This window comes from Myxococcus sp. CA056 (assembly GCF_013336715.1).
GTDB classification, from domain to species: domain Bacteria; phylum Myxococcota; class Myxococcia; order Myxococcales; family Myxococcaceae; genus Myxococcus; species Myxococcus llanfairpwllgwyngyllgogerychwyrndrobwllllantysiliogogogochensis.
On sequence record NZ_JABUMT010000004.1, the window covers coordinates 287,867 to 311,521 of the forward strand.

The window sequence follows — 23,655 nt, forward strand, 5'->3', positions numbered from 1 at the left end:
GGCAAGGCCCCCGTCACGGGCAATCGCAGCCACAGTCAGGCCATTCCCGGCGTCCCCTCGGGAATCATCGAGATGAGTCGTTGCACGACGAGAGGATAGCGATGCCAGACGTCTGGATGAAACCCCATGCCAGGGAGGATGTCCTCCCCATTTCGGGGGAGGGCGGGGGACTCGGCCTGTGTAGAGAGCGGCACGGGGCGTGAGGAATCCGCTGGTGTTGAGGGTGTATCAGTCCCGTTGTCGCGGTGATGGCCAGATTCCGGCCTCCCTCCCGGAGTGGTATCCTTGACGTCATGAACGCGATGGACTCGAACATCCGAATCCTGGTGGCCGACGACCATCCGCTGTTGCGTGAAGGGCTCAGCGGGATGATTGCCGGCCAGCCGGACATGAAGCTGGTCGCCGAGGCGGAGAACGGCGAGCAGGCGCTCCAGGCCTACCGGACCCACCAGCCCGACATCACCTTGATGGACGTGCAGATGCCCAAGATGAATGGCATCGACGCCATCACCGCGATTCGCTCGGAGTTCCCGGCGGCGCGCATCGTCGTGCTGACGACCTACAAGGGCGACGCGCAGGCCGTGCGGGCCATCAAGGCGGGCGCGTCCGGCTATCTGCTCAAGAGCATGCTGCGCAAGGACCTGGTGGAGACCATCCGCAGCGTGCATGCGGGGCGCCGCCGCATCGCCGCGGACATCGCGTCGGAGATGGCCGAGCACATGGCGGACGACGAGCTGACGACGCGCGAGCGGGACGTCCTGAGCCGGGTCGCCGCGGGCAACGCGAACAAGGAAGTCGCCGCGCAGATGGGGATCTCCGAAGAGACCGTCAAGACGCACATGAAGAACGTGCTGACGAAGCTCTCGGCCAGGGACCGCACGCACGCGGTGGTGGTGGCCGTACGGCGGGGCATCATCGACCTCTGAGCGGAATTCCCCGCGCTCCCTGCCCAGCTCTGCGATACAAGAATTGTTCAACAGGCCGATGTTCCGTGCTTGTCCCGCAACGTAGGTGGATGTAGAAGGCGCGCCCCCTTGGCCGAACCGGGCCTGGGGGACATCCAAGGACAGCACTATATGAAGTTGGCCAATGCTTGCCTGCTCATGGGCATGCTTGCTTGCGTTTCTTGCAACACCCCTCCGGCTGAAGCTGAACCCACTCCTCCCCAGGAGTCAGGGGCTGTCTCCCAGGCGATGGAGCCTGGTGATTATTGGGCGGCGCACGCCGCCAGATTCCAGCAGACCGAGCTCCAGCGAGACATTCCGGTCCAGCGCTTCCAGCGGCTTGGCGCGCACAATGCCCACGTCAGCAATGCCTATTCCCACGGCGGGCGTTGGTACACGCGAGTCAATCAGCACCGCTATGTCTACAACCAGCTCGCCATGGGCATGCGCGCGCTCTATGTGGACGTCTGGGACCATGGCTGTTTCTACAGCAAGGACGAGCCGAACGACCCCTACGGCAACGCACAGGCGCCGGGGTTGTGTTTCAGCCATGCCGTGGAGCCCTTCTCGACGCCGATCAATGGCATCCTGGGGGAGATCTCGACCTGGCTCCGCGAGCCCCAGAACCAGAATGAAGTCCTTCTGATTGGCATTGAGGACCTGGAGGTCAACTCGGCGGATTCCCGGACGCGAATGGTCAACCTGTTGCGCCATTTCTTCGACAAGTCCTATCCGAATGTCCCGGGGGATACACGGGGCAGTCTCATCTTCACTCCGCGGGACCTGCGAACCTACTTCTCGAACCCGTGGGCCATGGGGTCGGGCTCCCAGGCTCCCGGCGAGTATCATCCCCAGCGCTGGCCGACGAACGAGGAGCTGGCCAGGATGGGCAAGCGGGTCATCATCTCCGTGAAGGACCGATTCGACTATTCATCCCTGCCCGATGGAAACGGCGGCTCGCTCAAGGACTGGGTCTTCTCCGAGAGTTCGGGGCACCATGAGGGCGGCTCGGCCGAGCCGGATCTGTGGGTCAACGCGCCCGGTTACCCCGCGAACGAGGCGCAGAAGTTCACCGGATATCCCTCCTGTCGCTCGCAGGACCTGCCCGGGGCGCTGGGCCTGTATTGGACGGAGTTCTCCGAGCTGCGTATCTGTGACCAGACTCTCCACTGTGGGCTGCCGTACTCCGGGTTCTCCCACTACCTGGACTACTGGGCTGCCACGCGCTGTGGCTTCAGCATCTCAATGGACCAGGTGGAGTCGAACCTCTCGTATTCACCGTATGGTGTCAGTATGGATGCGATGAAGGAGGCGCTCTGGTCCTTTGGCGAGGATGAGCCGAATGACGGGGATGACAATGAAGACTGTGCGGAGTTCCAGTCGGATACCGGTCAGTGGAACGACGTGGACTGTGCTTCGAGTCTGCGGCGCGCCTGTCAGAAGGTGGGCGCGACCTGTGACGCCTCCTACTGTCCGTCTGATTACTGGAAGTTGTCGACGGGGGCCTACGAGTGGGCGCCCCAGTACAACTTCTGCCCGGACGGATATGCATTCATTCCTCCCCAGAACGGCTACGAGAACCAGAAGCTGCAGGAACTCGTCGATGGCGGAGACAACGTCTGGGTCAACTTCTCCGACCGCCTGCTCGAGGGCAAATGGCAGTACGAGGGTTTCCAGTGGTGGGCTGACGGCGAGCCCAACAACTACGATGGTGTCGAGCATTGCGCTGAGTGGAAGGGGCTGTATGGCTACAACGACGCCCCCTGCGCCACGAACAAGGCCTATGCCTGCCTCCGGATTGCAACCGGTTCCTCCTCCGGCAATCCCTGGTTCATTACGGACGCCACGGGCCCCTGGAACCGGCCGCAGTGCCCCGCGGGCTATGAGTTCGTCCCGCCCAGGAACGCCTCGATGGGTTATCAGCTCCAGGAACTCTCGTACCTCTCGGGCAAGAACGCCTGGGTCAACCTGACGGACCAGTTCGAGGCAGGTCGCTGGGAGGAGGTCCCCTTCCAGCCCTGGGGGACGGGCGAGCCGAACAACGCGGGAGGCGCCGAGAACTGCACGCTGGCCAACGTGACGGGCACCTGGAATGACGCGCCCTGCGATACCGCGGTGAAGCACGCCTGCCGGTGTACGAGCCAGGGCTGTGTGCTGAATGACTGGAAGCTGTCGGCCACGGCTGGCGCCTGGAGCGCGAGTGTCTGTGGCGATGGCTGGACGTTCTCGGCACCCAGGAACTCCATCGAGAACACGGCGCTCCAGCAGAAGCAGCAGGGGGCCATTGTCTGGGTCAACCTCACGGACCAGACGAAGGAGGGGCGGTGGGTTCACTGGGGCGGTGCCCCGGTGCCGTTTACGCAGTGGGCCGCGACCGAGCCGAACAACTACAATGGCAACGAGCACTGCGCCATGATTCTGGCCAATGGGACCTGGTACGACGCGAATTGCGCCGAAAGCCATCCGCATGCATGCCGGAAGTACGCGACGAGTTGCACTGCGACCGCGTGCCCGTCTGACTATTGGGCAATGGGTGGGACGGGGTCTTTCGACAACTTCCAGTGTCCCTCGGGGTATGGGGCGGGTGTCCCCAAGACCGCCGTCGAGAACGCCGCGCTGCTGACCAAGACGAACGGTCAGAACGCGTGGCTGAAGCTGACGGACCGAGGCCACGAAGCAGACTGGACCACCTGGGACTGAGCTGTGCCCGGTGACACGCCAGCCGCCATTTGGGGCGGGCGTGTCGGAAGCCCTGAGTCCTCAGGGCTTCTTGGGCGTGTCGGGCGCCTCGCGGGTCATCTCCACCATGGTGGGGCGCCACCCGAGGCGCGCGAACATCCGCTGTGCGGGCTCGTTCTTGGCGGCGGCGTGCAGGACGACGCGCGGCACGCCCAGGGCCGTCAGTCGGCGCATCAGCTCCTCGGCGAGCAGGGGGCCTACGCCGGCGCGGCGGGCCTTCGCGTCCACCCACAAATCATGGAAGCCGCCGGAGCGGTCCAGCAGGGCGTTCCAGTCCACGTCCTCCACGCGGCCGTACGCATAGCCCACCACCTCACCGTCCAGCTCGGCGACGAGGACGACCGCGTCAGGCTTGCGGGCCTCTCGTCCCAGCCACCAGCGGTATCCAGACTCCACGTCGTCCGGAAGCATGAAGCGCTGAGGGTCAAGCTCGTGATGGAGCCGTGCGAGCGCCGCGCCCATCCGGCCCAGAGCGGGCTCGTCCGAGGGCTGGGCGGGGCGGAGGGTGACGGGCATGCGGGAGCTCCTTCAGGGAGGGCCGTCCAGATAGCACGGCGCGGGGGCGACAGCGTCACACAGGGGCTTCGGGTCCGCACGGCGTTCGTTTGGGGCGGATGTGGAGTGTCGGACGGGAGAGGTCTCCGTCCGTCCGCTTCCCGTCGCGACATCCGGCGTTCGGACGGGGCCGTCGGCAATCGATACCACGCGGAACGGGCTGCTTTGAGCCTCGCGCGACGCCCCGCGCAAGGAGCGCATCTGCGTGCCGTCCGGACGCCGAGGCGTGCCGGGTGGACGCGAGGTCCGGCGCTCCAGCAAGGGAGGTCCTTGTCTTTACTGGGCTTGCGCTCCGGGTACACAGCTTGCTCCCCGGGCACCGACCAACCCGGGAGTCTTCATGCTGTGCAGCTTCTGCAAGCGCGAGGAGATGGAAGTCCGCCTCGAATGTGACACGTGCGCCAAGAAGTTCTTCATCTGTCTCAAGTGCTGGAATGGCTGGCGCGGCAAGGTCACCCACTGCGGGAAGCTGCTCGACGTCAAGCGCTTCATCTCGCGCTCGGACGCGCATCCTCCGCTCGATGAGCTGCTCGGTCGCGCCGCCGCCGAGGGACGGAAGTTCCAGTCGCGGCTCTCGCTCTCCACCATCGAGATGTTCGTGTGCTCTCCGCTCTCCACCTATGGGAGCACGACGACGAGCGACCTGGAGGAGGTTGTCCGGGTCTTCGCCCTGAAGACCTCCGTGGCCACCCTGCGGTCCATGCTGTTCGCGGACTACGTGGAGTTCACCGCGAAGCACAACCTGGAGTCGGGCTCGTGCGGCGCCACGTCCTCCTGGATGGATGACGTCACGACGGTGGGAGGCGACGCGCCGGCCGTGGGGGACATCGGCGCGCCCGCGCTGCTGAGCCTGCTCGAGAACACGCCGGGCCCCTACTACTGTCGCATCTCGCGCAAGCCCCACTCGTTCATGGTCGAGCGCCTGGGCGACGAGGTCCGCGTGTACCAGAGCTATGCGAGCAAGTACTCCCTCGCCCACTGTCTGGAGGCGATGCGGCCCATGTCCCACGCGAAGTTCTGCGAGGACTTCACGCTCGCGCTGACGGAGCTGGGGGCAGGCGAGGAGGTCCGCCAGGCCAAGAAGCGCCTGTTCCTCATCGACGTGCACTGGAGCCAGCCCCGCATCCAGTACCGGCTGAACGCCGCTCCCGCCAGAAGCTCCCTCGTGCTCCAGAACCTCCAGGCGCGCCTGCAGGCCTACCGGGGCGAGTGGGCGACCTGTCTGACGAAGACCATCGAGGAGCTGGCTCCGGACCCGGTGCCCCAGGTGTTCGCGACAGCGCCGCTGGGGCCCCTGGAGCTCGTCGACACCCGCCAGAAGCTCCTCGTCTACTTCGACGAAGACACGTTTCCGGATCCACTCCAGCTGGGCATGGACGTGGATGGTGACTTGGGGGGCTACAGAGTCGTCGCGCAGAATGGCGACGTCTTCACCTTGCGAAGACGCTGAGGCGGAAGCCCGCGCCCGCGACCATGGCTACCGCGCGAGCCGCTGCCCCTTGATGCGGCGCCGCTCGCGCACGTCGGAGCGCACCATGTCCACCATGCCCGCGCCCGCGAGCCCCGCGAAGGCCAGGCCGCCGAACATCACGACGTAGCTGGACATCCCCGCGTTGCCACACTCCACGCACGCGATGGCCGGGTCGTCCGGTTCGTAGTGCACGGGCAGCTTCGTGCCGGAGGCATACCGGTGCGTCAGGCGCTGGGCATCCGGCAGCGCGCCCGTGTCATTGCCTCCGAACGAAATGGTGTCCGCCGAGTAGGAATGGCCACCCACCGAGTACTCGTACTTCACCTCGGGGTGGAAGCGGGTGGTGCGCCGGTTGCGCACCGTCTCCACGCCCGAGGACACCACGGTCCCCTCCGTGGTGGGCCAGCGCTCGCTCGCATGGGCGCGGTACAGCATGCGCCCGCCCCCGAAGGCGAGCATCCCCCCGAACACCAGCATCAACCCCGCCAGTAGCACCTTCATCATCTCGGCATGTCCTCACTTCGCGTCGGGGGCTTGGGCGCGGGCCCGCTCCCCGAGCGCTCACGGTTCGCTTCATGCAGTGCAGGAGCCACGCCACCATCTTCCCTCGCGAGCGCGTCCGGCCGGGCGGGGCAATCCGCCCCGCGCGGGGCGGTTCGCCCCATGTTCAAGGTCCACACCGACGCGCGACCTCCCACCCAGGCCCCATTCGAGGGCAGACTGTCCGCCCATGCCATCCCTCGACACCGAGCTCGACACCGCCCGCCGCATCGCCCGTGAAGCGGGCGCCCTCTTGCTGGAGGTCTACGCCACCCCCTTCTCCGTCGAGGACAAGGCGGGCGGCCAGGGGCCCGTCACCGAGGCGGACACCCGAGCCAACGCCCTCATCGTGGAGGCGCTGCGCCGGGCCTTCCCCGGTGACGGTGTGGTGGCCGAGGAGTCCGACAACAGCGCCGCCGCCGGCCGCTTCGAGCGCTGCTGGTTCGTGGACCCGCTCGACGGCACGCAGGAGTTCGTCAACCGCAACGGCGAGTTCGCCATCCACATCGGCCTGGCCATTGGCACCGAGGCCGTGCTGGGCGTGGTGTACCGGCCGGTGGGCGACACGCTCTATTCGGGCGTGGTGGGGCAGGGGGGCTTCGTGGAGAAGGCGGGCGCGCGCCGGGCCCTGTGCGTGTCGGACGTGGCGGAGCCCGCGTCGCTGCGACTGGTGGTGTCGCGCTCGCATCGCTCCAAGCTGACCAACCAGGTCGTGGCCCGGCTGGGAATCACCCGCGAGCAGGAGTCCGGCTCGGTGGGCGTCAAGTGCGGCCTGCTGGCGGAGTCCCAGGCGGACCTCTACCTCCACGTCAGCGACAAGAGCTATCGCTGGGACAACTGCGCGCCGGAGGCCGTGCTGCGCTCGGCCGGGGGCATCCTCACGGACCTGGGCGGCACGCCGTATCGCTATGACGGCTCCGAGCTGCAGAACCTGCGCGGCCTGCTGGCCTGCAACGCCGCCGCGTTCCCCCACGTGCAGCCCGTCGTCACCCGCTTCGCGCGCGAGGCGGGGCTCATCACCTGAAGCGCCGTCAGCCCGCGTCCGCCGCGAGTCGCAGTTGCGCGTAGAGCCGGGCCAGGTCCGGGAGCTGGTAGTGGGCATTGAGCCCGCTGGGATTGGGCAGCACCCACAGCCGGGTGGTGCCCAAGGTCTCCTCCTGAAGCCCGAGCTGGGCCTTGGGCCGCGCGAAGGCGGTGCGGTAGGCCCCCATGCCCAGCACCGCGAGGAAGCGCGGGTGGTAGCGGCGCACCTTGGCTTCGAGCGAGCGGGCGCCCTCGGTCAGCTCCGACTTGTCGAGCAGGTCCGCGGTGGCGGTGGCGCGGTCGACGACGTTGGTGATGCCCAGGCCCTGCTCGCGCAGCTCGCCCTGCTCCGAGGGGCTCAACTGTCGCGTCGTGAAGCCCGACAGGTGCAGCGTGGGCCAGAAGCGGTTGCCGGGGCGCGCGAAGTGGTGGCCCATCACCACGGAGTAGAGGCTGGGGTTGATGCCGCAGAAGAGCACGCGCAGGCCGGGCGCGATGATGTCCGGCATGTGGCGGCCGGTGGCGGCGTCGAGCTCGTCCCGCGTGGGGCCTCGTGGCGAGGGCATGTCACGCATCTCGCATCAGCCGCGCGGGGATGGCAACGGCCGGGCTGGCGGGGACGTGCCCGGTGGGGCACTCTCTGCGCTTGCGTTCCGAGAGGGACGACCTCTTCCCATCGCTGGAGACCTGGCACATGGCGCACATCGTGACGCTGACGCTCAACCCCGCCATCGACGTCGCGACGTCGGTGCCGGAGGTCACCCCGGAGCACAAGCTGCGGTGCGGCTCGGTGCGCAGGGACCCGGGCGGTGGCGGCATCAACGTGGCGCGCGTGGTGCGGGAGCTGGGCGGGGAGTCCATCGCCGTCTACACGCGGGGCGGTGCCACGGGGCTCATGCTGGAGGAACTGTTGGAGGAGAAGGGCCTGCTGCGCCGCTCCATCCCCGTGGAGGGCTCCACGCGCGAGAGCTTCACCGTGGCCGAGGGCGCCAGCGCCCGGGAGTACCGCTTCATCCTCCCCGGGCCGGTGCTCTCCGAGCTCGAGTGGCAGCGCTGCCTGAGCGCGGTGGGGGAGGTCGCCACGGGCGCCGCGTTCATCGTGGCCAGCGGAAGCCTGCCCCAGGGCGTGCCCGACGACTTCTACGCGCGTGTCGCGCGGCTGGCGAAGCGGCTGGGGGTGCGCGTGGTGGTGGACACCAGCGGGACGCCGCTCTCGGCGGCGCTGGAGGAAGGGGTGTTCCTGGCCAAGCCCAACCGCCGCGAGCTGCGCGAGCTGACGGGCCTGAAGGCGGAGGACCTGGCGACCCAGGCCGAGGCGGCGCGGGAGCTGGTGGCGAGGGGCCGGGCGGAGGTCCTGGCCGTGTCCATGGGGGCCGACGGCGCGCTCCTGACGACGCGTGACGCGCAGCTTCGCGCCTCGCCTCCTCCTGTGGAGACGCACAGCTCGGTGGGCGCGGGGGACAGCTTCGTCGCGGGGCTGACGCTGGCGCTCGCTCGGGGCCAGTCCCATGAGGAGGCCCTGCGCTGGGGCATCGCCTCCGGCACGGCGGCCCTGCTCTCCCAGGGCACGGACCTGTGCGGCCGAGCGGACGTCGAGCGCCTCTTCACGCAGGTGAAGGCCGAGCCCCTGGCCCGCACCCCGTAGCGCCGACCCGGGTAGACTCCGCCTCCTCGGGTGGCGCCCGACCAGGGGAGGGGGCGGCGTGTCTCTCTTTCCCCGCGACAAAAGCAGCCAGGATTGGACAGAGTGCGCTCGCGTGTCCGCCTCCACCCCTCCTTCTCCCGCAGCTTCCCCTTCCGCCCGTCTCGGGCCCTGGCACTGGGTCGCGTTCCTCGTCGGCGTGACGCCGCTCGTGGTGTACGCGTTTTCGCCGCGTATCGGCGACCTGGACCTGTACTTCAAGACGGCGCGAGCCTTCCTCGCCGGCGCCACGCCCAACCAGGACTTCCGCTTCGAGTACCCGCCCTACGCGCTGTTGTGGTTCGTCCCCGCCGCGTGGGTGCGCCATACGCAGTGGGAGTTCATCCCGCTGTTCGGCCTCCAGCTGGCGGTGATGGATGGGTTCATCAAGTGGGTGCTGCTGACCGAGGGGGCCCGCAAGTGGGGCAGGGCGTGGCGCTCGGTGGTTCCGTGTCTGGCGTACTCGGTGACGTCGTGGATGGCGGCGCTCTACTACCTCAAGCGCTATGACCTCATCCCCGCGGCGCTGACGATGGCGGCCCTCTTCGCGCTGGCGCGCCGCCGAGAGACGGTGGCGGGCCTGGCGCTCTCGGTGGGCGTGGTGACGAAGCTGTACCCGGTGGTGCTGGTGCCGCTCGCGTTGGCCGTGTGCTGGAAGCGCGGCACGCTGGGCAAGCTGGTGGTGGGCCTGACGCTGGGCGTGGCGCCGCTGTTGCCGCTGAGCGCGGTGTGGCCCTGGTGGGGCTTCGCGTCGTTCCATGTCGACCGGGGGCTCCAGGTGGAGTCGCTCGGGGCCTCGCTGCTGTGGGCCGCGCATCACCTGGGCCTGGTCCAGGGCGTGCTCTGGATTCACGCCCCCGCGGCGTTCGAGCTGCATGGCGCGGCCGCCGAGGGCGTGAGGGCGGTGAGCCGGTGGCTGTGGGTGGTGGGCTCGTTGGGCATGGCCGCGGTGGGCATGTGGTCCGTGCGTCGCCGGCTCCCCGAGCGGATGGATGACCTGGCGCGGCTGGCGCTGGGGCCGCTGGTGGCCTTCATCATCCTCAACCCGGTGCTCAGTCCGCAGTTCCTCACGTGGGTCATGGGCGCGGCGGCGCTGTCGCTCTTGTCCGGCTCGCGCACGGTGCCCGTGCTCATCCTCGTGGCCGCCATCCTGTCGCGCGGTGTCTTCGTGGGGCCCTCGTACAAGTACGGGCTGGGCATTCCCCAGACGCTGCTGCTGCTGGCGCGCAACGGGATGTTGTTCGTCGCGGGCTATCTGCTGCTGCGGGATGCGTGGCGCCGGGTGGCCTCGGAAGACGCGGCGCCCAAGGAGTCGTCGGCGCTGGACTACCTGCCCGCGTCGGTGGAGGCGGGCTGCGCGGAGCCCGCGGGCATCGGGCTGGCGAGTCAGCGCCGGTAGGGCGTTCCGTTCTTCATCACCCAGCGGACCTTGCGCACGGCGGAGATGTCCCGCGTGGGGTCTCCGTCCACGGCGACGAGGTCCGCGAGCAGGCCGGCCTTCACCTGGCCGAGCCGGTCCTCGCGGTGCAGCATCCGCGCGTTGCCGGACGTGGCCGCCTGGAGCACCTGCACGGGCGTCATGCCGTACTCCACCATCAGCTCCATTTCGCGCCCGTTCTCCCCGTGGGTGAAGACGCCCGAGTCTCCACCCACGCACATGGGCACGCCCGCGGTGAGCGCCGCGCGGAAGCTGGCGCGCTTCTCCTGGATGGGGGCGGGCTCCGGACCCACGCCCTTCTTCCAGCCGTGGTAGCGGAACAGCGCGTCGCCCGCGGCGAGCGTGGGGCAGAGGAAGACTCCGCGCTGCGCCATGAGGCGGAAGACCTCCGGTGTTCCCCCATCGCCGTGTTCGATGGTCTCCGCGCCGGCGAGCACGGCGCGGCGCATGCCTTCGGGCGTGCTGGCGTGGACGGAGACGGGGCGGCCGCCGTCGCGCGCCGTCTCGACGATGAGCTTCATCTCCTCGAGTGAGTAGGTGGGGCGCGCCTCGCCCGAGGGGCCCCAGCGATAGTCGCCGTAGACCTTCACCCAGTCGGCGCCCCGGCCCATCTGTCCGCGCACCGCGCGCACCAGGTCATCGACGCCGTCGGCTTCTTCGGCGCCCTGGGGGACGTGCCACTCGGGGGCGAAGCCCTTGGGGGCATAGGTGCCAGTGGCCACCAGGGCCCGGGTCGCCACGAGGAGGCGAGGTCCGGGGATGATGCCCTGCTGGATGGCTTGCTTGAGTCCGACGTCGGCGTCGCCCGCGCCCTCGGTGCCCAGGTCACGCGCGGTGGTGAAGCCCGCGAGCAGCGTCTCTCGCGCGTGCTGGGTGGCTCGGGCCACGCGCAGGGACAGCGGCTCCTTCAGCACCTGGTCGTTCCAGCTCGTCTCGTTGTACGGGTGGAGGAACAGGTGGGAGTGGCCCTCGATGAGCCCGGGCAGGAGCGTGGTGCCGGCGAGGTCGACGACTTCCGTGCCCTCGGGCGCCTTCACCTGTGAGGCGGGGCCGGCGGCGACGATGCGCTCTCCGGTGACGAGCACCACCCAGCCCGCATGGGGCTTGGGGGTGACGCCGTCGAAGACGCTCGTGGGGCGCAGCAGGTAGGACCTTGGAGCAGGGGCCGAGGCTCCAGACTGCTGGGCCGAGGCCGTGGTGACGACGAGGGCCAGGAGGAAGGCGCGCATGGCGGTTCCGGGGAGTGGGTGTGGGGGAGGGGATGATGACGCGGCGCCAGGAAGGCAGCCACTTCGCCGCTCCCTGTCCTGGAGGGCAAGCTGGACTGAGAGGGCGCTTCAGGTGCGCTCATCCCCCGCGCTGCGAGCGCCAGTGGGGGGTGGTTAAACCCAAGGGCATGGCCCGAGAACAGAGCGTCAACGCGTTGTTGCCGGTGGAGGCCGAGTTCCAGAAGGAGAAGGCCTCCGCGCTCAAGCGCACCGGCGAGAAGCTGGAGAAGGCCCTGGCCGCGCTGGAGGGCGCGGAGCGCGAGCTCTTGATGTCCCGGGGCCCCACGCGGGCGGTGCGCCTGGAGCGCTACCGCGAGGTGCGCAAGGAGGCGGAGCTGCAGCGCTGGTATCTGATGGTGCAGCGCGAGGCGTGTGGCATCCGCAACAACCGGGACCTGGACCTGATGTACCCGATGCCTCCGCTGGTTCGGGAGTGACACCGGGGGCCGGGCCTCGGTGGGGTGGCTAGGGCGTCGCGCGCCAGGCGGCGATGGCGAAGAGGGCCCAGCCCGCGAGGAAGCCCAGCCCGCCCAGGGGTGTCACCGCGCCCAGGACGCGGACGCCGGAGAGTGCGAGCGCGTAGAGGCTGCCAGAGAACAGGACGATGCCCACGAGCATGGCCCAGCCCGCGCCGTTCAGGAGCGAGGAGGGGCGCAGTAGGGAGAGCAGTCCCACCGCGAGCAGCCCGAGCGCGTGGTACATGTGATAGCGCGCGCCCGTCTCGAAGATGACGAGGAGGTCGGGAGGGAGCCGGGCCTTGAGCGCATGAGCGCCGAAGGCTCCCGCCGACACGGACAGGAAAGCGTTCACCGCACCGAGCACGAGCCACCACCGCATCATCGAACGCCTTTCATCGAGAGTCCGTCTGGTGCACGCTACACCGCCGTTGATGGAGCGTCCTGGCCGACGTGAACTCCGGGCCACTCATACCCGCATGACATCCCCCACTTTCACTCCTTCTTCCAAGCCCATCCCCTTCGAGCTGCGTCCGTCGTCCATCCAGGGCACGGGCGCCTTCGCCACCCGCCGCATCCGCAAGGGCGAGCGCATCATCGAGTACGTCGGTGAGCGCATCACCCAGGCGGACGCGGACCGTCGCTACGACGACGAGGCCATGGGGCGGCACCACACCTTCTTGTTCAACCTGGACAGCAAGACGGTGCTCGACGCGGGCACCCTGCACAACGAGGCGCGCTACATCAACCACTCGTGTGCCCCCAACTGCGAGGCGCTCATCGACAAGGGGCGCATCTACATCTTCGCCCTGCGCGCGCTCGAGGTAGGGGAGGAGCTGGTCTACGACTACGCCTACGAGCGCACCGAGGACATGGGGTCGGAGTCCGAAGCCCTCTACGTGTGCCGCTGTGGCGCGCCCCAGTGCAGGGGCACCATCCTGGCGCCGGAGAAGAAGGCCCCTGCCCGGAAGAAGGCCTCGAAGAAGAAGTCCGTGTCCAAGTCCCGCTCCGCGAAGAAGCCCGTGAAGGGGAAGAAGACGACGAAGGGCAAGAAGTCCGCGGGTGGCCGCAAACGCCTGGCGGGGTGAGGTTGTTTGCCCGGGCCTGACGCGCTGTCGTCGGGCCTCGTGGCGAAGTGAGTGCGAGGGCCAGCGACGCCGGCCGGGAGTTGTCGCCCTGGGGCCCGCGAAGGTCGCGTGCTGGTGCGGGCGAATCCCAGTTCCCTGGCACGCCGACTGAGCGCATTCCGGGACACCTCAGCCGCGCCCCTGAGCATCCAGGTCGCCAGCGCATTCGTGGACGTAGCGAGTGACTCCTGCCACGTTCACGACTCCCGCGAGCTGGATGCTCGGGCTGCGATTGATGAGGTTGTAGATGGAGGCGCGTGGGATGTAACGCCGAGCGCTGGACTCTGTCTGCTCATCATGGGGGGCTGGTGCAGCGCATCCTGTACACAGTCATGCCTTGGGTGTTGTTTTTGAGAGGGTAAAGGCATGTTGGGTCTGGCGCCGCTGGCTGACTTCAGTCAGGCCGGTGGGCCGCCTCTGGTTTGGATTGTTCCGGGAACGCCGCTTGCGTCTGGCTGTCGTATAGTGGCCCTGTGAACGACGTCCTCTCCTTCCTGCTCACTGAGTCCCCCGAGCCCGTCACACTTGACTCCGTCGAGACGTGGTGGCGCCGTCATGTGGAACTGGTGCCGCGGTTCCAGTCGCCCGCGGACCTCGCGCTCGCGGGAGGCTTTCGCGCGGACCGGCTCGGATTTGCATTCGCCTCCGGGTACCACGCCGCCCACCGCTTCCTGTTCCCCATGCTCCCCGCTGACCAGCCCGTCGCGCTCTGCGCCACGGAGTCGATGGGTGGGCACCCCGCCGCCATCCAGACGCGTCTTGCGCCAACGGCCACGGGCTGGACACTCACAGGGGAGAAAGCCTTCGTCACGCTGGGCTCCAGCGCGAAGCTGCTACTCATCGTCGCCTCCGAAGGACAGGACGAGCAGGGCCGCAACCGGCTCAGGTTGGTGTCCGTGGACGCCAGGCGTGCGGGCATCATCGCTACTGAATTGCCCGAACTCCCCTTTGTGCCCGAGGTCCCTCACGCGGAGCTGCGACTCGAAGACGTGGCGGTATCACCGGACGAAGTACTCCCGGGCGATGGCTACACGCGCTACCTCAAGCCCTTCCGCACCGTGGAGGACTGTCATGTCCATCTCGCGCTCCTCGGCTGGCTTCTCCAGGTCGGCCGACGCAGCGGCTGGCCTGACCCCATCCGCGAGGAGTTGCTCGCGCTCGCGGTGATGATGCGCGGGCTTGCCCAGGCGGACCCGTCATCCGTGGCGACGCATGTGGCGCTCGCTGGCGCGCTGGCTCAGGTGAAGCGCACGCTCGTCGAGAGTGAGCCGCTGTGGGCCCAGGTCGACGCTGTGACTCGTGAGCGCTGGGCGCGCGACCGCCGACTGCTCGACGTTGCTGGAAAGGTGCGCGCCAAGCGGCTGGAGGCTGCTCGCGCGAAGCTCGCGGGCGCGGTGCCGGAACAAGGCGACTGACCTCAGAACGCGCGTACAGGCAAGACGATGGAGGCTGCGCGCGCGAAGCTTGCTGTCCAGGTGCCGGAACACGGCGACTGACTTCAGGACGCGCGTACAGGCAACTGCTCGCGCGGGCTGTCGGCGTTGCGCCGGAACAAGGCGACTGACCTCAGGACGCGCGTACAGGTAACTGCTCGCGCGAGCCGTCGTCGTTGCGCCGGAACAAGGTGATTGCCGCGCACGTGCCAGGGCAGGGGACGCCGCTCGCTCGAAGCTCGTCCCTTGAAAGACGAAGGGCCGCGCCCCTGTACGGGACACGGCCCTGACACGCCTCACGGCGTGAACCCCGGACTTCTCAGTACCGTCCGCCGCCCACGATGGAGACGAGGGCGGACAGGATGCGGTTCTCCACGCCCCACACGGCCTTGTTCAGGCCCTTGATGCCCGCTCCGCGCAGGTAGTCCGTGAAGTCGTGCAGCGCGGTGGAGCGCTGCGTGCTCTGCCCCTCCGCCGCATACAGCAGCGGCGTGCCCGGCGCGCCCGTCAGGCCCAGGTCGGGACAGGCCTCGGACAGCTTCTTCGGATCAATTCCCGTCGCCGCCGACAGCATCGCCACCGTGAACTTGTGCACCGGCAGCTCGCGCGCGTTCGGCACCTTCTTCAGGACCTTCTCCCGGTCCTTCGGATCCGTCGCGAGCTGATCCAACGTCACCTTCGACATCGCGATGATCTGCTCGTTCGACACCTTCTTGCCGTCCAGGATGGCGCGGCCGAGCAGCGACGCCGGCGTGTCTCCCTTGATGGTGACATCCGCCCCCGGCATGTTCTGCATCCGGTCCCAGATGGCCTGCACCGCCTTGCCCACCTCGGTGTCCGGTCCGCCACGCCACGCGCCCGGCGCCGGCTGTGCAGCCACGGCCTGCGCCGGCGGCGCCAGCTTCGCCTCGAAGGTGCTCAACTGCGCATGACCCACCGCGTTGGCCCTTGCCGGGGCCGCCGTCTGCTGCGCCTCCCGCTGCGGCTGGAGCGACGTGGACGGGTTCGACGTGACGACGCGGGTGCGGTTGCGGATGGGATCCATGCTTGGGGGACTCTCCAGAATTCGACGAATCAGCAGGTTATCGCAGGCGGCCGGTAAAGGTTGCCGCCGAGCGGAAACCCACTCATCACGGCGCCAAGAACAGCGCTCAATGTCTGACGCATGACGTCATGAGGTCCCTGGACACCCATATCGTGCTGAAGCCTGTAACCGGTATTTCCTCTCCGACCTATCCCTCATGTGCGCACGAGGTGCGACAACTCCCAGGAGACGAACATGCCCATTCATATCAACCCCCATCGTCCCAGGCCCACACCAAGGCCGCCCCCCAAGGCGCCCTCGAAGATCGAGTCACGGCCTCCGAGCAAGAAGCCCGACCCCAACCGGGACAGGGACCGCTTCGAGCCTCCTCGGCATCAGCGGCCCACACATCGGACGTGACAGGCCCCTCGCGGGCCGTGCTTTCCGGGACATGAAGCACGGCCCGTGGCACCGAGCGAACACGGATGCGGCGCGCATTCCGCACGACAACCGGCCGGTGAAGCCGTATTCGGGGCGGCATGAAGCGTTTCCCCTCCGAGTTCGCCGACCTCCTCACTCCCAAGGGCCGCCGCATCCTGGAGGGCCGGGACACCTCAGTCTCTGGCGCGTTGCTGGACCCCGCGCGCCGCTTCGTCTCCCTCCAGGGCGTGGTGGACGCGACTCGTGCCGCCGCCTGTCGCAACGCGCTCGACGCGGCGCTCAACGACACCCTGGTGCGCATGGAGGACCCCATCCCCGTGGACTCCATCTCCGGGATGACGATGAACTACATGGAGCTGCTGCCCAAGACGGTCCGCGTGCGCACCGCGCTGCTGGAGAACCGGCGCTCCCGCTCCTGGCGCGCGGCGGAAGCGGTGGGGCTCACCACCATGCTTCGCTCGGACACCTTCGCCGCCTTCGCCGCCTCCGTCAGTGGCCGCGTGCTGCGGCGCAACTGGGGCATCCAGGTGCTCTGCTACGGGCCCGGCGACTACTCCGGCCCTCACAATGACCACCACCCCGAGGAGGCCGAGGCCCGCGACGGCTACGTGGACATGCACGTGAGCCTCACCATGCCGGGCGTGGACCACCAGTATCTCGTCTATGAGAAGGACGGGCACCTGTCCGAGATGACGCGGGTGAGCACCGTGGGCGGCATCACCGTGTACCGGCTGCCCTTCTGGCACTACACGACGCCGCTGCTCGCCAAGCGCGGCAAGGAGGACCAGTCCCGCCGGTGGGTGCTGCTGGGGACCTTCCTCGACGCCGCCCCCCAGGCCCGGCCGTCCTCCACCGTGCCGCCGCCGGGGACAGGGGCCCGTCCGCCCGCTCGGGGGACGTGATTCGGACGTGGCGAGACGCCCGGTAGCGGTTAGCTTCGGGCCGACATGAGCCCCACCGACACCGATGCCCTGGCCGATGACCTGCTCGCGTACATCGATGCCTCGCCCACGCCGTACCACGCGGTGCGGGAGACGGCCCGCCGCCTGGAGCAAGCGGGCTACCGCGCCCTGGACGAGCGCGAGTCCTGGACGCTGAAGCCCGGTGAGCGCGTCTACGTCACCCGGGGCGACACCAGCATCGCCGCCTTCCACCTGGGCACCGCGCCAGTGGACCGGACGGGCTTCCGGCTGGTCGGCTCCCACACCGACTCGCCCAATCTGCGACTCAAGCCCAACGCCCAGGTCGCCAAGAACGGCTACCAGCAGCTCGGCGTCGAAATCTACGGCGGGGTGCTGCTGCACACCTGGACCGACCGAGACTTGTCGCTCGCCGGCCGCGTCGTGCTGCTCGAGGGCGGAAAGCCCCGGGGCCACCTGGTGGACTTCCGCAAGCCGCTGTTGCGAGTGCCCAACCTGGCCATCCACCTCAACCGAGGCGTGAACACCGAGGGCCTCAAGCTCAACCCGCAGGAGCAGATGGTGCCCGTGCTGGGCCTGGAGAGCGCGGGCGCGGTGGACCTGCGCGCCATGCTGGTGAAGGAGCTGTCGAAGGGCGGCGTGAAGGCGGAGGCGGCCGACATCCTGGGCTACGACTTGTGCCTCTACGACTTGCAGCCGTCCACGCGCTCGGGGGCGCACGAGGAGTTCCTCCATGCGCCGCGCCTGGACAACCTCGCGAGCTGCCATTCGAGCCTGACGGCGCTGCTCACCGGCCCGGCCTCGCGCGAGGCCACCAGCGGCGTCATCCTGTTCGACCACGAGGAGGTGGGAAGCCGCAGCGCGCAGGGCGCCGCGTCCCCCTTCCTGCGCACGCTCCTGGAGCGCCTCACACTGGGGCTCTCGGACGGAAAGCCCGACGCCTTCCACCGCGCCATGGCCCAGTCCTTCCTGGTCAGCGCGGACATGGCGCACGCGGTCCACCCCAACTACGCCTCGCTGCACGAGCCCAAGCACCAGCCGCAGATGGGCGCCGGGCCCGTCATCAAGTCGAACGTGAATCAGTCCTACGCCACCGATGGCGAGTCCTGGGCGTACTTCGCCGCGCTGTGTCGCGAGGCGGGGGTGACTCCCCAGCACTTCGTCACGCGCACGGACCTGGGGTGCGGCAGCACCATTGGCCCCATTACGGCGGGACAGCTCGGCATCCGCACCGTCGACGTGGGCAACCCCATGCTGTCCATGCACTCCATCCGGGAGATGGCGTGCGCGTCCGACGTGGCGGCGATGGTGGCCGTGCTCCGTCGCCTCTTCGCGTGACGCAGGGCTGTCAAAAGCCGGCCGGGGAGGTGATAGACCTTTGTGCGTGACTTGGCCGCGCGCGGGAGGTCCCTGGTGGTGCGAGGCGCCCTGGAAGCGGGTTCTCCCCCGCCAGGGCGCACCGCTCGGCCTCTCTCTTCCCGGAGGCAAGGTCGAGCGCTCCCGGCGCTACCTCGCGCGAGTCTTCCGCTGGCTCTCCCAGCCGCGCACCGTCCTGCACGTGGGGCTCGCCGGCTCACATCGCTGCATCGTCAGCCAGGACGACGAGGGCCGGCGCTACCTCCAGTTCGGCTGGGACAGCGCATACCAGAGCGTGGTGGGGCAGGGCTTCCCGCTGCGGCTGGAGCTCGAATACACGCAAGGCATGATTGGCGGCGTGGCCTTCGTGGCCAATCCCCAGCGCATCCTGATGGTGGGTGTGGGGGGCGGCTCGCTGCCCATGTTCCTGCGCGCCGCGCTGCCCCAGACGCGCATCGACGCGGTGGACAGTGACGGGGAGGTGCTCGAGGTCGCCCGGCGCTACTTCGGCTTCCGCGAGGATGCGCTGCTGCACGCGCACGTGGCGGACGGGCGCCGCTTCATCGAAACGCCGGGGCCCGCCTACGACGTCATCCTCCTGGATGCCTATGGCCCCCGAGGCATGCCCAAGGCGCTGGCGACATGGGAGTTCCTCCAGGCCGCCAAGGCCCGGCTCACGCCCGACGGCGCGGTGGTGAGCAACGTGCACCGTTCTCCCAATCCGCTGTACCCGGCGATGCTCCAGACGTGGCAGGCGAGCTTCGCGCAACTGCACGCCTTCGACTCGCAGACCACGGCCAACCGCGTCTTCGTGGGGCTGACGTCCACGCAAAAGGTCTCGCGAGGGGCGCTGAAGGCTCGTGCCGGTCGGCTGGCCCGCGCCGCGCGCTTCAACCTGCGCGCGCTGATGTCGCGTCGATTCGAGGACCGCGAGGTCCGCCGCGCCTCCTCGGAGGGCCGAGCGCTCGACTCGCTGGACCTCGTGCTGCACGACGAGGACTGACCGCTCCGACGCGTCAGGACAGCGCGCGCGTGAGGCGCTGCTCGCGCGCCTCGCTCAGCGTGCCCACGTCCAGCAGGGCCGCGACCTTCTCCTGCGCGGAGAGGGGCTCGGCGCCGCCGCCCAGCAGTTTGCGTCGCGCGGACTCCAGGGCCGCGGGCGAGGTGTGCTCGGCGAGCCCCGGCTGCGACTCCAGCAGCGCCAGGTGCAGTGCGTGCATCTTGGCGTCGCCGAGCACCCGCTCGATGGCGTCCGGCACCGGCTCCACCGCGTGCTCCTCGGTGATGGCCTGGGCCCTCTCCACCACCTCGGGAGGCTCCGTCTCCTCCGGCAGGAGGAACAGCCCCCGGCGCGCGGCCCACATCCCCAGCGAGGAGCGCGCCGTCAGCACCGTGAGGGGGACGGCGAGCAGCAGCCCCACCGCCACCGGCAGCAGCCACGCCACCAGCGCCGGGGACACCAGCGCGGCCACGGCCAGCATCCCCACGCCCACCGCCATGTGCACGGCGTGACGCCGCGCCGCTTCGGACCACGGCAGGTCCGCGTCCTCTCGCTGCTGGCTGGACCAGTTCACCCGGTACCCCAGGAGCGTGCCGAAGACGAAGTGTGACTGGAACAGCATCATCACCGGCGCCAGGAGCGAGGCCAGCACGCTCTCCACGAGCACGCTGAGCACCAGCTTCACGCGGCCCCCCATCTTCGCCGCCTCACCCCGCTTGAAGAGCGCGAGCATCAGCCCCAGGATCTTGGGCGCGAACAGCATGCCCATGGACACCGCGAACAGGCGCAGCGCGCCGGGCGCGTCGAACGCGAGCACGGGCGACTCCAGCGCGTGCGCGTCCAGGAAGAAGCGGTCATGAAGCGCGGCGACGAGCCCCGACACCAGGAACAGGAGCCACAGCGGCGAGGCGACATAGGACATGACGCCCATCAGGAAGTGGCCCCGGCTGAACGGATGCAGGCCGCCCGCCATGACGAGGCTCAGGTGCTGCAGGTTGCCCTGGCACCAGCGCCTGTCGCGCTGCGCATACGCGAGCAGGTTCGGCGGCGGCTGCTCGTAGCTTCCGCCCAGCTCCGGCACCAGCCACACCGTGTAGCCCGCGCGCCGCATCAGCGCCGCCTCGACGAAGTCGTGGCTGAGGATGTGTCCACCGAAGGGCTGCTTGCCCGGGAGCACCGGCAACCCACAGTGGTTGATGAACGCCTCCGTGCGGATGATGGCGTTGTGGCCCCAGTAGTTGGACTCGCCCAGCTGCCACGCCGCCGCGCCCGCGGCCACGACGGGCCCGTACACCCGGCCCGCGAACTGCTGGAGGCGCGCGAAGAGCGTCGTGCGGCCCACGTTCAACGGCGGCGCCTGGAGGATGCCCGCGCGCGGGTTGAGCTCCATCAGCCGCGCCATCTTCACCAGCGTGCGGCCGTCCATGAGGCTGTCGGCGTCCAGCACCACCGTGAAGTCGTAGCGGCGGCCCCACCGCTCGCAGAAGTCGCCGAGGTTGCCCGCCTTCTTGCCCGTGTTGTCCGTGCGCCGCCGGTAGAAGATGCGCCCCTGGCCGCCCACCCGGCGGCACAACTCCGACCACGCCAGCTCCTCCGCCACCCACGCCTCCGCGCGCGTGGAGTCGCTCAGCACGTAGAAGTCGAAGGCGTCCAGATGCCCGGTGGCGGCCACGGACTCGTACGTCGCCTGCACGTTGGCGAAGACGGAGGCCGGGTCCTCGTTGTGGATGGGCATCACCACCGACGTGCGCGACGCCAGGGGCTGTCCCTCCTCGTCCGGCGTCGGGTAGCGCAGCCCGGGAAGCCGGGGGCCCAGGGCCAGTTGGAGGAAGCCCGCGATGGCCGTCCAGAAGGACAGCGCAATCCAGCCGAAGCACAGCGCGAAGAGCCCCACCAGCACCACTTCGGGCACCGAGGTGCCGTGGGCGCTCAACAGGCGGTGCATCTCCAGCGTCCCCACGAGGGTGGTGATGGCCGCCAGGCCCAGGACTCCGACGCGCCGGAAAGCGGCGCTCTCGGGCGAAAACGAGTGGGCTTCCATCGCGAGGCTCCGGTGCAACCCCCGCTCAGCGGGAGATGGAGACGTCCGGCGACACCCCGCGCCACCAGCGGCGCAGCAGCTCACCGAACGGCCACAGCACGAGCTGCTGCTCGGGCATCACCGCGCTGACCTGCGCGGGCGCCGGCACCGGCACCGCCGCGCGCGCCGCCTTCACGAAGTCCTCCGGCGCCGAAGCCCGGGTGAGCAGCCGCGCGCCCCGGCTCGCGCCGTCGCACAGGACGAAGGCCGCGCGGCCTCGCGCCAGCAGGCCCGGGCCCGCGTGCTCCATTCCCAGGACGCTCGCGAACCACGTCTCCATGCGCGCGCGCGCCAGCGCCACGGCCGCGGGGGGCTGGGCACCCTGGGCGCCGTAGCCGTCCAGCACCCACGCCGCCAGCGCGGACAGGTCCGCCTCGGTGGTGAAGCCGAAGCCGCGGAAGAAGGTGTCGAGCGCCGCGCGAGAACGCGGGACGGCCCAGACGGTGGACGGGACGGAGGGGCAGGCAGTCAGCGTCGTCACGGAATCCACAGGTAGCTCCAGGTCTCGGTGAGAGTCTCCGGGCCGCGCTTGAGGTACGCGCGCAGCTCGGTGGGGACGGCAGGGGAGGCGGGGTGCAGCTCGAAGGTGGCGCGCCAGCCACCCGAGGGCGTGTGGCGGTTGGCGATGGGGCGCAGGACCTTGCCCGAGCCGGCGCTGACGACGAGCTCCACGGGCGTGGTGCTCTCCTTCAGGTCCGGCACGGGGGAGAAGTCGATGACGAAGCGGCGCATGGGGCGCGCGTCCTTCAGCCTGGCGCCCTTCCAGGAGTCGCCCGCGTCCAGGCGCGTGCTGACGACGGTGGCGCCCGTCACGGGCCACGGCGAGCGCGAGCCCCAGTGCAGCTTGTACGCGACGCGCAGCGAATCGCCGGCCGCCAGCGGCTTCTGGGGCACCCAGAAGGCGACGATGTTGTCGTTCGTCTCGTCCGGCGTCGGCAGCTCCACCAGCCGCACCACGCCCGGGCCCCACTCGCCCACCGGCTCCACCCACGCGCTGGGCCGGCGCTCGTAGTGCGCCTCCAGGTCTTCGTAGTGGGCGAACGCCGTGTCGCGCTGCAGGACGCCGAAGGCGCGCGGGCTGTCCACCTGGAAGCTGGAGACGTTGATGCGCTCGGGGTTCTGCAGGGGCCGCCAGAGCTGCTCGCCCGTGCGCGTCCAGACGAAGAGGCCGTCCGAGTCGTGCACCTCCGGCCGGAAGTCGTCGTAGTCGCCCCGGTCGTTCTCCCCGAAGAGGTACATGCTCGTCAGCGGCGCCACGCCGAGCTGCTCCACCGGCTTGCGAGCGAAAATCGTGGCCTCCACCTCCATCACCGTGTTCACCCCGGGGATGACGGTGAAGCGATACGCGCCGGTGACGCTGGGGCTGTCCATCAGCGCGTGCACGACGACGCGGTCCGCGCCGGGAGCGGGCTTCTCCAGCCACAGCTCACGGAAGGCGGGGAACTCCTCGGGGCGCGACGTCGCCGTGTCGAGCGCGAGCCCGCGCGCGGACAGGCCATACAGGTTGCCCTGGCCCAGCGCCCGGAAGTAGCTGGCGCCCAGGAACACCACCAGCTCGTCGAAGAGGTCCGAGCGGTTCAGCGGATGCGACAGCCGCATGCCCGCGTAGCCATCCGCCTTCTTCAGCGGGCCGGGCTTCACCAGCGGGCCGTAGGTGAACAGCTCCGGCGAGAAGCGCAGCGGCGCCGACCTGCCGCCGGTCACCTCGTACATCGCCACCGGGAACTGGAAGAAGAAGCCGGGGTGGAAGAACTGCGCCTGGAAGGGCAGCCCCGCGTCACGCCACTGCGCCTTCTCCGGACGGAAGCGGATGTCCCGGTACGCGTCGTAGTCCAGCGTCTTGTAGGACTCCGGCAGCGTCGACACGGGCTCCACGTACGCCCGCGCCGCCTTCGCCCTCGCCCGCTCCACCACCGTCTCCGACGTGAAGCTCGAGCCGCCCCGAGACTGCGACGTGGACGGGGCGGGGGCCGCCGCGCACGCGGTTCCGGCCGTGGCCACCAGCGCCACACCCAGCCACCGCACGCACGCCGCGCGCGTCCCACCGTGCTTGTTCCTGTCCGCCGTCACGCCTGATGCCTCCGGGAAAACCGAGGGGGCGAGCGGCTCCTGGTGACTCCCGGACCTCGCTCGACTCCGCCGCCCGCATGGCCTCCACGG

General features: G+C 69.3%; 21 protein-coding genes. 12 read left to right on the plus strand and 9 right to left on the minus strand.

All coding sequences use genetic code 11. The features are described 5' to 3' along the window. Positions 1–293 precede the first annotated feature (293 nt). Together HUA76_RS19545 and HUA76_RS19550 are read left to right on the plus strand one after the other, a co-directional pair. On the plus strand, positions 294–926 hold the full coding sequence (locus HUA76_RS19545) for a response regulator transcription factor (protein ID WP_174461756.1): 633 nt from the start codon (positions 294–296) through the stop codon (positions 924–926). A gap of 267 nt (positions 927–1,193) precedes the next feature. Continuing rightward, positions 1,194–3,644: a lectin-like protein gene (locus tag HUA76_RS19550; protein WP_174461757.1), complete on the plus strand. Its 2,451-nt coding sequence runs from the start codon at positions 1,194–1,196 to the stop codon at positions 3,642–3,644. Positions 3,645–3,704: 60 nt separating this feature from the next. Here the strand turns inward: HUA76_RS19550 and HUA76_RS19555 are convergent, their stop codons facing one another. Beyond that, positions 3,705–4,199, minus strand: a complete 495-nt coding sequence (locus HUA76_RS19555) for a GNAT family N-acetyltransferase (RefSeq protein WP_174461758.1) — start codon at positions 4,197–4,199, stop codon at positions 3,705–3,707. Between the two features lie 379 nt (positions 4,200–4,578). Between HUA76_RS19555 and HUA76_RS19560 the strand changes: the two genes are divergently transcribed. Next, positions 4,579–5,688 carry a hypothetical protein gene (locus tag HUA76_RS19560; RefSeq protein WP_174461759.1) on the plus strand — a complete coding sequence of 370 codons (1,110 nt, stop codon included), beginning with the start codon at positions 4,579–4,581 and terminating at the stop codon, positions 5,686–5,688. A gap of 27 nt (positions 5,689–5,715) precedes the next feature. On the opposite strand, the gene HUA76_RS19565 is transcribed toward HUA76_RS19560, so the two are convergent. Next, positions 5,716–6,213 carry a DUF3592 domain-containing protein gene (locus HUA76_RS19565; RefSeq protein ID WP_174461760.1) on the minus strand — a complete coding sequence of 166 codons (498 nt, stop codon included), beginning with the start codon at positions 6,211–6,213 and terminating at the stop codon, positions 5,716–5,718. A gap of 226 nt (positions 6,214–6,439) precedes the next feature. Here HUA76_RS19565 and HUA76_RS19570 point away from each other — a divergent pair, with 226 nt between their 5' ends. Continuing rightward, positions 6,440–7,273: a 3'(2'),5'-bisphosphate nucleotidase CysQ gene (locus tag HUA76_RS19570; protein WP_174461761.1), complete on the plus strand. Its 834-nt coding sequence runs from the start codon at positions 6,440–6,442 to the stop codon at positions 7,271–7,273. A 7-nt stretch (positions 7,274–7,280) separates the two neighbouring features. Here the strand turns inward: HUA76_RS19570 and mug are convergent, their stop codons facing one another. Then, complete coding sequence (gene mug / locus HUA76_RS19575) at positions 7,281–7,838, minus strand: G/U mismatch-specific DNA glycosylase (RefSeq protein ID WP_305794242.1); 558 nt, start codon at positions 7,836–7,838, stop codon at positions 7,281–7,283. 128 nt (positions 7,839–7,966) lie between these two features. Between mug and HUA76_RS19580 the strand changes: the two genes are divergently transcribed. Beyond that, on the plus strand, positions 7,967–8,917 hold the full coding sequence (locus HUA76_RS19580; RefSeq protein ID WP_174461762.1) for a 1-phosphofructokinase family hexose kinase: 951 nt from the start codon (positions 7,967–7,969) through the stop codon (positions 8,915–8,917). A gap of 112 nt (positions 8,918–9,029) precedes the next feature. Beyond that, positions 9,030–10,352 (plus strand): glycosyltransferase family 87 protein, encoded by a 1,323-nt coding sequence (locus HUA76_RS19585; RefSeq protein WP_174461763.1) that lies wholly within the window; start codon positions 9,030–9,032, stop codon positions 10,350–10,352. Here HUA76_RS19585 and HUA76_RS19590 read toward each other — a convergent pair. Beyond that, positions 10,340–11,620: an amidohydrolase family protein gene (locus tag HUA76_RS19590; protein WP_141646877.1), complete on the minus strand. Its 1,281-nt coding sequence runs from the start codon at positions 11,618–11,620 to the stop codon at positions 10,340–10,342. The two genes, HUA76_RS19585 and HUA76_RS19590, sit on opposite strands and share 13 nt — an antisense overlap. 167 nt (positions 11,621–11,787) lie before the next feature. On the opposite strand from HUA76_RS19590, the gene HUA76_RS19595 reads away from it, so the two are divergent. Next, a complete protein-coding gene (locus tag HUA76_RS19595; RefSeq protein ID WP_174461764.1) occupies positions 11,788–12,096 on the plus strand; it encodes a hypothetical protein in 309 nt (102 codons plus the stop codon). Positions 12,097–12,124: 28 nt separating this feature from the next. On the opposite strand, the gene HUA76_RS19600 is transcribed toward HUA76_RS19595, so the two are convergent. After that, positions 12,125–12,499, minus strand: coding sequence for a DUF423 domain-containing protein (locus tag HUA76_RS19600; protein ID WP_174461765.1), 375 nt, complete (start codon positions 12,497–12,499; stop codon positions 12,125–12,127). 94 nt (positions 12,500–12,593) lie between these two features. Between HUA76_RS19600 and HUA76_RS19605 the strand changes: the two genes are divergently transcribed. Beyond that, complete coding sequence (locus HUA76_RS19605) at positions 12,594–13,202, plus strand: SET domain-containing protein (protein ID WP_174457251.1); 609 nt, start codon at positions 12,594–12,596, stop codon at positions 13,200–13,202. A gap of 512 nt (positions 13,203–13,714) precedes the next feature. After that, on the plus strand, positions 13,715–14,656 hold the full coding sequence (locus HUA76_RS19610; protein WP_174461766.1) for an acyl-CoA dehydrogenase family protein: 942 nt from the start codon (positions 13,715–13,717) through the stop codon (positions 14,654–14,656). A gap of 337 nt (positions 14,657–14,993) precedes the next feature. On the opposite strand, the gene HUA76_RS19615 is transcribed toward HUA76_RS19610, so the two are convergent. Continuing rightward, a complete protein-coding gene (locus tag HUA76_RS19615; protein WP_174461767.1) occupies positions 14,994–15,719 on the minus strand; it encodes a hypothetical protein in 726 nt (241 codons plus the stop codon). Positions 15,720–16,237: 518 nt separating this feature from the next. Between HUA76_RS19615 and HUA76_RS19620 the strand changes: the two genes are divergently transcribed. From HUA76_RS19620 to HUA76_RS45405, 3 genes are read left to right on the plus strand one after another with little or no spacing between them, the layout of a single operon-like run. Then, the gene (locus HUA76_RS19620) at positions 16,238–17,041 is read left to right on the plus strand and encodes a hypothetical protein (RefSeq protein ID WP_174461768.1); all 804 of its coding nucleotides are present in this window, start codon (positions 16,238–16,240) and stop codon (positions 17,039–17,041) included. Between the two features lie 45 nt (positions 17,042–17,086). After that, entirely contained in the window at positions 17,087–18,397 is a 1,311-nt protein-coding gene (locus HUA76_RS19625; protein ID WP_174461769.1) for a M18 family aminopeptidase, read from the plus strand. A gap of 46 nt (positions 18,398–18,443) precedes the next feature. Next, entirely contained in the window at positions 18,444–19,418 is a 975-nt protein-coding gene (locus HUA76_RS45405) for a fused MFS/spermidine synthase (protein ID WP_174461770.1), read from the plus strand. A 13-nt stretch (positions 19,419–19,431) separates the two neighbouring features. Here the strand turns inward: HUA76_RS45405 and mdoH are convergent, their stop codons facing one another. From mdoH to HUA76_RS19645, 3 genes are read right to left on the minus strand one after another with little or no spacing between them, the layout of a single operon-like run. Next, positions 19,432–21,456 carry a glucans biosynthesis glucosyltransferase MdoH gene (gene mdoH, locus HUA76_RS19635; protein ID WP_174461771.1) on the minus strand — a complete coding sequence of 675 codons (2,025 nt, stop codon included), beginning with the start codon at positions 21,454–21,456 and terminating at the stop codon, positions 19,432–19,434. A gap of 25 nt (positions 21,457–21,481) precedes the next feature. Continuing rightward, on the minus strand, positions 21,482–21,976 hold the full coding sequence (locus HUA76_RS19640; RefSeq protein ID WP_254614347.1) for a hypothetical protein: 495 nt from the start codon (positions 21,974–21,976) through the stop codon (positions 21,482–21,484). Then, positions 21,973–23,565 (minus strand): glucan biosynthesis protein, encoded by a 1,593-nt coding sequence (locus HUA76_RS19645; protein WP_371823500.1) that lies wholly within the window; start codon positions 23,563–23,565, stop codon positions 21,973–21,975. The genes HUA76_RS19640 and HUA76_RS19645 overlap by 4 nt, the downstream gene beginning before the upstream one ends. Positions 23,566–23,655 lie beyond the last annotated feature (90 nt).

What these genes read in the sequence shown, in the direction of transcription:
- HUA76_RS19590 (WP_141646877.1), bottom strand. Translation starts at nt 11,620, where the DNA reads ATGCGCGCCTTCCTCCTGGCCCTCGTCGTCACCACGGCCTCGGCCCAG.
- HUA76_RS19560 (WP_174461759.1), top strand. Translation starts at nt 4,579, where the DNA reads ATGCTGTGCAGCTTCTGCAAGCGCGAGGAGATGGAAGTCCGCCTCGAA.
- HUA76_RS19625 (WP_174461769.1), top strand. Translation starts at nt 17,087, where the DNA reads ATGAGCCCCACCGACACCGATGCCCTGGCCGATGACCTGCTCGCGTAC.
- HUA76_RS19600 (WP_174461765.1), bottom strand. Translation starts at nt 12,499, where the DNA reads ATGATGCGGTGGTGGCTCGTGCTCGGTGCGGTGAACGCTTTCCTGTCC.
- HUA76_RS19595 (WP_174461764.1), top strand. Translation starts at nt 11,788, where the DNA reads ATGGCCCGAGAACAGAGCGTCAACGCGTTGTTGCCGGTGGAGGCCGAG.
- HUA76_RS19545 (WP_174461756.1), top strand. Translation starts at nt 294, where the DNA reads ATGAACGCGATGGACTCGAACATCCGAATCCTGGTGGCCGACGACCAT.
- HUA76_RS19580 (WP_174461762.1), top strand. Translation starts at nt 7,967, where the DNA reads ATGGCGCACATCGTGACGCTGACGCTCAACCCCGCCATCGACGTCGCG.
- HUA76_RS19565 (WP_174461760.1), bottom strand. Translation starts at nt 6,213, where the DNA reads ATGATGAAGGTGCTACTGGCGGGGTTGATGCTGGTGTTCGGGGGGATG.
- HUA76_RS19605 (WP_174457251.1), top strand. Translation starts at nt 12,594, where the DNA reads ATGACATCCCCCACTTTCACTCCTTCTTCCAAGCCCATCCCCTTCGAG.
- HUA76_RS19615 (WP_174461767.1), bottom strand. Translation starts at nt 15,719, where the DNA reads ATGGATCCCATCCGCAACCGCACCCGCGTCGTCACGTCGAACCCGTCC.
- mug (WP_305794242.1), bottom strand. Translation starts at nt 7,838, where the DNA reads ATGCCCTCGCCACGAGGCCCCACGCGGGACGAGCTCGACGCCGCCACC.
- HUA76_RS19550 (WP_174461757.1), top strand. Translation starts at nt 1,194, where the DNA reads ATGGAGCCTGGTGATTATTGGGCGGCGCACGCCGCCAGATTCCAGCAG.
- HUA76_RS19620 (WP_174461768.1), top strand. Translation starts at nt 16,238, where the DNA reads ATGAAGCGTTTCCCCTCCGAGTTCGCCGACCTCCTCACTCCCAAGGGC.
- mdoH (WP_174461771.1), bottom strand. Translation starts at nt 21,456, where the DNA reads ATGGAAGCCCACTCGTTTTCGCCCGAGAGCGCCGCTTTCCGGCGCGTC.
- HUA76_RS19555 (WP_174461758.1), bottom strand. Translation starts at nt 4,199, where the DNA reads ATGCCCGTCACCCTCCGCCCCGCCCAGCCCTCGGACGAGCCCGCTCTG.
- HUA76_RS19570 (WP_174461761.1), top strand. Translation starts at nt 6,440, where the DNA reads ATGCCATCCCTCGACACCGAGCTCGACACCGCCCGCCGCATCGCCCGT.